Origin of the sequence: Phenylobacterium sp. (assembly GCF_004299445.1) — a bacterium.
In the GTDB taxonomy this organism is placed as follows: Bacteria; Pseudomonadota; Alphaproteobacteria; order Caulobacterales; family Caulobacteraceae; genus Phenylobacterium.
The window spans coordinates 47829-56165 of record NZ_SCTC01000001.1 but is presented as its reverse complement, the minus strand read 5'-3'; the positions used below and the strand labels follow the sequence as shown (position 1 = coordinate 56165).

Annotated in this window: 9 protein-coding genes; 7 read left to right on the top strand and 2 right to left on the bottom strand. The window is 66.8% G+C overall.

Annotated elements, in window-relative coordinates; genetic code table 11:
• From EPN98_RS00210 to ssb, 7 genes are all read left to right on the top strand, one after another.
• The coding region (locus EPN98_RS00210; RefSeq protein WP_293358609.1) for a flagellin at positions 1-598 on the top strand (598 nt) is incomplete at its 5' end.
• A 121-nt stretch (positions 599-719) separates the two neighbouring features.
• Entirely contained in the window at positions 720-1046 is a 327-nt protein-coding gene (locus tag EPN98_RS00205) for a flagellar protein FlaG (protein WP_293358606.1), read from the top strand.
• A 185-nt stretch (positions 1047-1231) separates the two neighbouring features.
• Positions 1232-2065, top strand: coding sequence for a flagellin (locus EPN98_RS00200; RefSeq protein ID WP_293358603.1), 834 nt, complete (start codon positions 1232-1234; stop codon positions 2063-2065).
• 167 nt (positions 2066-2232) lie between these two features.
• Positions 2233-4989, top strand: a complete 2757-nt coding sequence (locus EPN98_RS00195; RefSeq protein WP_293358600.1) for a hypothetical protein — start codon at positions 2233-2235, stop codon at positions 4987-4989.
• A 52-nt stretch (positions 4990-5041) separates the two neighbouring features.
• A complete protein-coding gene (locus EPN98_RS00190; protein ID WP_293358597.1) occupies positions 5042-5740 on the top strand; it encodes a hypothetical protein in 699 nt (232 codons plus the stop codon).
• A gap of 18 nt (positions 5741-5758) precedes the next feature.
• Complete coding sequence (locus EPN98_RS00185; protein ID WP_293358594.1) at positions 5759-6142, top strand: hypothetical protein; 384 nt, start codon at positions 5759-5761, stop codon at positions 6140-6142.
• Positions 6143-6266: 124 nt separating this feature from the next.
• Positions 6267-6770: a single-stranded DNA-binding protein gene (gene ssb / locus EPN98_RS00180; RefSeq protein WP_293358591.1), complete on the top strand. Its 504-nt coding sequence runs from the start codon at positions 6267-6269 to the stop codon at positions 6768-6770.
• Positions 6771-6965: 195 nt separating this feature from the next.
• On the opposite strand, the gene EPN98_RS00175 is transcribed toward ssb, so the two are convergent.
• Both EPN98_RS00175 and EPN98_RS00170 read right to left on the bottom strand, forming a co-directional pair.
• The gene (locus EPN98_RS00175) at positions 6966-7760 is read right to left on the bottom strand and encodes a tryptophan 2,3-dioxygenase (protein WP_293358588.1); all 795 of its coding nucleotides are present in this window, start codon (positions 7758-7760) and stop codon (positions 6966-6968) included.
• A gap of 109 nt (positions 7761-7869) precedes the next feature.
• Positions 7870-8316, bottom strand: a complete 447-nt coding sequence (locus EPN98_RS00170) for a DUF3617 family protein (RefSeq protein WP_293358585.1) — start codon at positions 8314-8316, stop codon at positions 7870-7872.
• Positions 8317-8337 lie beyond the last annotated feature (21 nt).

Below are 8337 nucleotides of genomic sequence, written 5' to 3'. Positions count from 1 at the left end.
CGTGGAAGTCGCGATCTCGGCCGGCGAGTCGGTTTCGGATCTGCTGCTGCAGATGAAGGAAAAGGCTCTGGCGGCCGCGGATGCGGGCCTGGATACGACGAGCCGTGCGGCCCTGGCCGATGAGTTCGCTTCGCTGAAGGGTCAGATCACGAAGGCGGTCAGCAATGCCGAATTCAACGGCAGCAACATGCTGAAGCAGGCCGGCAACACCGTGCAGTCGCTGGCCAACGCCGATGCGACCTCGCGGATCACTGTGGCGGCCCAGACGCTGACCCTGTCGGCGCTGTCGATCGCCGCTTCGACGATCACCACGAAGACCCTGGCCTCGACGGCCATCGGCGCGGTGAACGCTGCGATCACCGAAGTGTCCAGCAAGCTGTCGGCGCTCGGTACTGGCGCCAAGGCTCTGAACGGCCACCTCAACTTTGTCGGCAAGCTCCAGGACACGATCGACGCCGGTGTGGGCAACCTCGTGGATGCCGACCTGGCGAAGGAAAGTGCGAAACTCCAGGCGCTGCAGACGAAGCAGCAGCTCGGGGTCCAGGCGCTCTCGATCGCCAACCAGTCCTCGTCGATCCTGCTGGGCCTCTTCCGATAAGCCCTGCACGTCGCGGAGCCGTTCGCGGCTCCGTGGCGGATCTCAATGCGTCGGCGGGCGGGGTCATCCCGTCCGCCGATCGCCTTAGCCAGGAGCGCTGCACCGAACAGCGAAAGGAGCGATGGAACCCAAAGCCGCCATCGTCGCAATCACGCCGGACCCCAAGCCTGTCGTCCCGGTCGTTCCCGTCGCCAAGACCCCCGCGTCCGCGCGGATCGAGGCCCGGGCCGCCGAGAGGAAGGCCGAGGTCGATGCCCCCAAAAAGGGGCCGGATGAGGCCGAGATGCGACTGGTCATCGAACTGGACAAGGCTAGCGGGTCGTACGTCTACAAGACCATCAACCGCTTGACCGGCGAGGTTCTGAGCCAACTGCCCAGAGCCGAAGTCCTGAAGCTCAGAAATGAAGCTCAGTACGCCGCCGGGGACGTGATCTCGACCGAAGCCTGAGTCGATTGGGCGCGCGCGGCCCGCGCGACCCGTAGGACATATTGTCCCAACCGCCCCGGGAGCGCCCGGCGGCGGCGCTTGTCGTTAATCCTATTAACCATCTGCTCACCACGTCTTTCTACGGTCTGTTCACGGCACGGTTGCGAGTCGCAGCCGGGAACTGCCGCCGCCGCTAGGAGAGCGTGATGACGATCAGCGTCCACACGAACAAGTCCGCGCTGACCGCGCTTCAGAATCTGAATCGGACCAACGACGAACTGGCCGATGTTCAGAACCGCGTGAACACCGGCCTGAAGATCGGAAACGCCAAGGACAACGCCGCAATCTGGGCGATTGCGCAGGGGCAGCGGGCCGACATCGGCGCCCTGGGCGCTGTACGCCTCTCGCTCGAGCGCGCCAGCTCGATTTCACAGGTGTCTCTGGCCGCCGGCGAAACGGTCTCCGACCTGCTCGTGCAGTTGAAGGAGAAGGTGGTCGCGGCGATGGACACCTCGCTGGACACCAACTCGCGGACCGCGCTCAACTCCGACTTCCGCTCGCTGCTTAACCAGATCCGGCAGGTGGTCGACAACGCCGAGTTCGACGGCGCCAACCTGTTCGACGGCCTGGGCGGCAACATCCAGTTCCTGGCGAACGCTGACGCGACCTCCAGCCTCACGCTGTCCACCCGCACCCTGGCCCTCGGCGGCGCCAACATCACGCTCACCGCCAACGCCTCGATCACCTCGGTGGCCAAGGCGACGACGGTGCTGGCGCGGCTCGAGGCCTCGATCGCCAACGTCAACCAGGCCCTGGGCAACCTCGGCTCGCAGGCCAAGCAGGTCGACGCCCACCTCGACTTCGTCTCCAAGCTCACGGACGTGCTGGAGGCGGGGGTTGGAAACCTGGTCGACGCCGACCTCGCCAAGGAAAGCGCACGATTGCAGGCCTTGCAGGTTCAGCAGCAGTTAGGCGCCCAGGCGCTATCGATCGCGAATTCCGCGCCGCAGATCATTCTCCAGCTCTTCCGCGGCGGCTAAATCCAGGAACTGCGGAGCATTTCGCCGCTCCACTGCGTGCCGACAGGGCGCAGAAACAAGGGCCCGGTCCAGGCGATCGGGCCCTTTTCTCTTGGTCGCTTAACGACCCGTTACGGTTGTGCGGCCTAGTTTGGCTGGCGGGAGTCTGATTCCCGCGTGGATGGACAATGGTCACACCGCTCGACACCAGTGCGCTCCTGGGATTCTACCAATCCCGCGCCGGGCTGACGTCTGGTGGCGCATCGCTGTCTGCGAGCCTGACCAAGAAGGTGGCTCCTACCGCGCCGTGGAACGGCGCCACCTCGGCCGCCGAGGCCAGCGCTGCGGTGAAGTCGGCGCTGCAGGGCCGCAAGTTCGTCAACGAGAACAGCGCCAAGCTGGATCTTCCCGGCGCGAGTGCGGACTATCGCAAGATGTTCGCGCTCTATTCGGGCCTCTCGACCCTAATGGGCGTGGCCGAGCAGTCAGGCGCCAAGCTCATCAGCGATGCCGACCGCGCCAAGATCAACAAGGCCTTCGAGCGCGGCGTCGCCGAGATCAACGATTACGTGGCCGGGCTCGACCTCGAAAAGTCGCGCATTATCCAGGGAACAGCCAGCACATCGGCGAAGACCAAGCTGGGGGTGCCTCGCAACAAGACCGAGTACGTGACGCCGCCGCTCGTCAGCGGGTCCAGCGCAAACGAGGTTCCCGCCTTCGTCGGGGATGTCCAATTCACGATTGCAGTCAAGCGCTCAGGCGCGATAGTTAATGTGCCGATCAACCTGGCCGACATGGGCGGCCAGACGCGTTCGCTGGTGAACGTGATCAACTACATGAACCAGGAGCTGCAGGCGGCCGGCGTCGACGCCCGGGTGTCGTCTCAGCGCACCGCAGGCGGTCCGAAGACCACCAAGATCAACGGCAAGGACGTGACCATCGGGACCAATCCCGACCAGTTCTCGCTGAAGTTCAACGTGCCGACCGGAGAGGTTCTCAACTTCTCGGCCCCGGCCACGGCGGGCGCCGTCTATGTGGCGCAGGACACTGGCAATCCCGATCCCGACGGCAAGGCGTCGACCAAGGACTCGACGGCGGCCAGCCAGTTGCTGAAATTCCAGACCGACACCACCTCGGTTCCGGCGCCGCTGCAGAAGCCGGGTGAGGCCAACTGGGTGGATGGCCGGCTCTTCGCCCAGACGATGGGGCCTGAGGTCAAAACGGTCCGCGACACCAAGATCGCCGCCGATGGCTCGGTCTACATGCTCGCCGACGTGACCAACAAGACGGCCGGCCAGGAGATCAAGGGCGATCAGGACGTCGCGCTCCTGAAGTACGACGCCGCCGGCAAGCTCATCTTCACCCGCACGCTCGGCGCATCCGACGAGGCCAGCGGCCTGGGTCTGGCGTTGTCGGCCGACGGCAAGATCGCCGTGGCGGGCTCGGTGAAGGGCGATCTGGGCGGCGCGGTCGAAGGTCCGCTGAACTCGACCGGATCGTTCGAAGGACAGGCCGACAGTTTCGTCACCGTCTACGACGCCGACGGGCAGGAGTTGTGGACCCAGCGCCGCGGCGCACGCGCGGCCGATGAAGCCAGCGAAGTCGCGTTCGGCGCCGACGGCACGGTCTACGTCCAGGGACGAACCAGTTCGGGCATGCCCGGCGCGCCCGGGGCAGGGGGCTCGGACACCTATCTGCAGGCCTTCAAGGCCGACGCCCAAGGCAAGATCCAGAGCCTCTTCACCTCGACAATCGGGACCGCGGGGGCCGACAAGCCGGCGGGCATGGTCGTCGACGGGACCAACATCGTCGTGGCCAGCATGGAAGACGGCCGCGGCGTCCTGCGCCGTTACGACCTGTCGGGTGGCGCACCGGTGCTCACTGCGACCCGCGACCTGGGCGACCTCCAGGGCGGGACGATCACGGGCCTTGCGCTGGACGGCGGCAACATCGTCGTGGCGGGCTCGACCGGCAATCCCGGCCTCAACGGTCTCAGCGTGACGCGCGCGCACGCCGGCGGCAGCGACGCCTTCGCCGCGCGGATGAGCGCCAATCTCTCGGGCGGCGGCCAGGTGGCGTACTACGGCGGCGCCGGCGACGACCGGGCGACCTCGCTCGCGGTGTCGGGCGGCCAGGTCTGGATCGGCGGCGCGGCGGGCACGGATCTCCCCGGCGCGCCGACGGCTCTGGGCGTCAAGGACGGCTTCCTCGCCAAGCTAGACATCGCGGGCGGCTCGATCGACTGGTCACGACGCTTCACCGGCAAGGATGGCCGCGCGGCCCCGACCTCGATCGCCGTCGACACCTCCGGCGCGAGCGTCCTCGACCGGATCGGCCTGCCGAAGGGCGAGATGGACCTGACCGACTCGCCTCGCCTTACGGCCCAGTCCAGCCTGCGGACCGGCGACACGTTCACGTTGAAGGTCGGCAGCCGGACCCAGACCATCACCATCGATGCGGCCGAGACGCTGGACACCCTGGCCGTCAAGATCCGCCGAGCGTCGGGTTTCCAGGCCAAGGTCACGATCTCGACGTCCGAGGGCATGCGCAGCCTGCGGGTGGAGCCCACCACCGACCGCAATATCATCGAGTTCGGAGCCGGCAAGGCCGACCGCGACGCCCTGGCGATGCTCGGCATTCCCGAGGGCGTGGTCCGCAAAACCAGAATCGTCGACGGCAAGACCCTCCCGGCCGACGGCAAGGCCATGCTTTACGGCCTGGGTCTTGAGGACGGGCTGAACCTCACCGGGGACATGGATCGAAATCACGCGCTGGCCGTGGTCGGCAAGGCGATGGGTGTGGTGCGTCAGGTCTACAAGGACCTCGTGGCGGCGTCCCAGCCGCAGTCCGCCATCGCCGCCAAGGCCGCCTCGGGACCCGTGCCGGCCTACCTGAACAACCAGATCGCCAACTATCAGGCCGCTCTCTCGCGCCTCGGCGGCTAGCCCACCAGCGCGGCGCCTTGAAAGCGCCGGGCGCGGGGTCTAGCCAGGACAGATGGAGACGCCGCCCGAATCCCCTCAGACGACGCGGAAGCGCGGCATCCCGGTCGTCGTGATTGGCGGACTGGCTGCGCTCGTCGCCGGACTGGGCGCCGCCTGGATGCTGATGGGTGACGGCGGGAGTCCCGAGCGCGCGCCGCCGGCGTCGGAAGGCGGGCTGGTGATCGACGCGATGGGGCCCGACGACGGGACGTCCCAACCGGGTAAGCTGCTCCGCTGTTTCGTACAGGGCCAGTTCGTGGGCGAACTCAGCCTGACCGCCTGCGCGCAGCGCAACGGCGTCGCCACCGACGCCCTGGACGTGGGTCTGGACGAGACCGGGGCCCTGGCGGCGGCCGAGCAGGCCGGCCAGGTGCTGACGCCGCTGCCCCCTGTCGAGGCCGATCCCCCGGTGGAGGTCGAGTCCGCCCTGCCGCCCGAGGACGCCGACGAACCCGCGCCGCCCCCCGCCAACATCTGCTGGCGCCACGGGGGCGGGCGTTGGCGCAAGGTGGCGTCGGACGGCGATCTGAATGCCTGTGTGCAAACCCTGTTCGCGGGCCGGTGCGAAAAGGGCGTCGGCGCCAGCTACGGCCGCTTCGGCGCCCAGACGCTGCGCCTGGTGGCCGGTCGGGTCGAGGTTTCGGACGACAACCGGACGTTCCGCACGCTGATCACGCAATCCGCCGACTGCGCCATTCCGCCCGTGGGGTAGGCCTGCTAGGCTCGTATCATGGCTGTAAGATCCACGCTCGTCGCCCTGGCCCTCTGCGCCGCCGCCCTCGGGGTCAGCGCCTGCGCCAAGAAGACCACGCCACCCGGCGACCCCCGGATTTGCTACCACGTGGTTCCGCAGAAAGATCAGTCGCTTAAGTTCAATAAGCTCGTCGAGACCGACAGCCTCGAGAAATGCGCGGCGAATCTCGAGGCCATGCGCATCAAGTTCCTGACCCTGGGGGGGACGCGCCAGGAGATCTACGGCGCCTACCAGGCCAACTTCCTGTTTTTGCAGAAGGAGGGGGTGCTGACCGCCACCTCGCTGGAAGGCCCGCGCTATGTCGCCCTGGTGCGAACCGGCGACGGGCGTCTGGCCATCCCAGGAGCCATGCCTCAGTAGGCGCGGCAATTCTGCTGTGGATTGAGAACGAATCGGGAACAAATTCCTTGGCAATGCGTCGCCGGCGCGCTAGCGTCGCGATGGGCATGAGGCCCGCTTCCTACGGAAACCAAGGAACAGATCGATGGCGGGCAGCGTCAACAAAGTCATTCTCATCGGCAACCTCGGGGCCGATCCTGAAATCCGGTCACTGGGGTCGGGCGACCGCGTCGCCAACCTGCGCATCGCCACCTCCGAATCCTGGCGCGACCGCAACACCGGCGAGCGCAAGGAAAAGACCGAGTGGCACCGCGTGGTGGTGTTCAACGAGAACATCGTGAAGGTCTGCGAGAACTACCTGAAGAAGGGCTCGACGGTTTACATCGAGGGGTCGATTCAGACCCGCAAGTGGACCGACCAGTCCGGCCAGGAGAAGTACTCCACCGAGATCGTGCTGCAGAAGTTCCGCGGCGAGCTCACCATGCTAGGCGGCCGCGGCGACGGCGCTGCCCAGGGCGAGGGCGGCTATGACGGTGGGTATTCCGGCGGCGGTGGTGGCGGCTTTTCGTCGGGTTCACGCCAGGGCGGCGGCGCCTCGCGCCCCAGCGAAGATTTCTCGGCCAACCTGGACGACGAAATCCCGTTCTAGAGCCGCTCGCGGCTGACGAGGCGAGCGAAGTCGCCTGCGCCCTGCGCTTTGCCGTGGGGCGTCAACTTTGTGCGGCCGAGCTGGTTCCAGATACTCGATATTCCCGCTAGAGGGGAAAGTCGTGCTCTGAAATCTCCCAAAAGGGGAATGGACGGCGCAACCCCTGCCTCGGCAGGAGCGATGAATGAGGCCGCGCTATAACCGTGTCCGCAACGACCAGAGCTCGGGGAAGCAACGGCGCTTGAGCGTGCTCTGCAGGTAGCTCGCGCCGTCGGTGCCGCCCGTGCCGCGCTTGCCGCCGATGATCCGCTCGACGGTCAGCACATGCTTGTGCCGCCAGGTCAGGAGGGCGTCGTCCAGATCCACCAGTTTCTCGGCCAGCTGGTAGAGCTCCCAGTAGCGGGCTGTGTCGCGGTAGACGGCGAGCCAGGCGTCCTCCACCTCGGCAGAGGCCTCGTAGGGTTGCGAAACGTCGCGGTCGAGCACCTTAGGCGGCAGGCTCAGGCCATGCGTCGCCATGCGCGCCAGGGCGTCGTCGTAGAGGCTGGGCGCTGACAGCGCCGTCTTCAGCTCGGCGAGCGCGTCGCTACCCTCTTCCTGGAAGGCGAGGAACGAGGCGTCCTTAAGCCCCAGCAGGTACTCCACGGTCCGGAACTGCCAGGACTGGAATCCGGAACTCGTCCCAAGGCCGCCTCGGAAGGTGAGGTAGTCGGCCGGCGTCATGGTGGCCAGCACGTCCCACGACAGGGTCATGATCGTCTGGATCCGTGAGACCCGGGCGAGCGCCTTGTACGCGGGCTCCACGTCGCCCTCGCGGATCAGCCGCTTGGCCAGCTTCACCTCGTGGATGATCTCCTTGAGCCACAGCTCCTTCGTCTGATGGATGACGATGAACAGCAACTCGTCGTGGCGATCGCTGGCGGGGTGTTGGGCGCTGAGCAGCCGATCGAGGCCCAGGTAGCCCGCATAGGTGATGGTCTTGTCGGTCACGAGCGGGAGAGGGAGCGGCTCGGTGGCTGCAAGTCAAGCCGTCCGGTGCGTCGCGCCGCCCGACGGACGACGGATCCGAAATTCCCAGTCTGGACCGCTGACGCCCTCGTCAGTTCTCGCCCTTGGTCTCGGGAGGCGGACAGACGTCGCCGATCCGATGGGCGTCGGTCGAGGCCTTGCCGGTGATGTCGAGGCCCAGGAATTCGGTGGCGATCTCGGCGGTCAGGGTGAAGCTGGTGGGGGTGTAGGCGCCTGCGCCCTTTACGGCCACCCTGTGCCCCTTCTTGGAGACGCAGGTCCCCTTCAGGGCGATCTTGCCGCCGGCGAACACCTTGGTCGGATAGGTGCAGGCATAGTGCCGGTTGGACGGACCCGATACGAACTTGTCGACGTCAGCCGGGGTGATGCAGCGTCGCTCGGTTTTGCTCTGCTTGATCGGCGACAGGAGCTTGTTGGTCGACTCCCAGTAGCCCGGCTGGATCGGCGGCTGAGCGGCCTGGGCGGCGCCGGCGCTGAGCGCGGCGGCCAGGATAAGGGAGACGGTGGGGCGGGGCATCGCGTCGGACTCTGGCTTTGG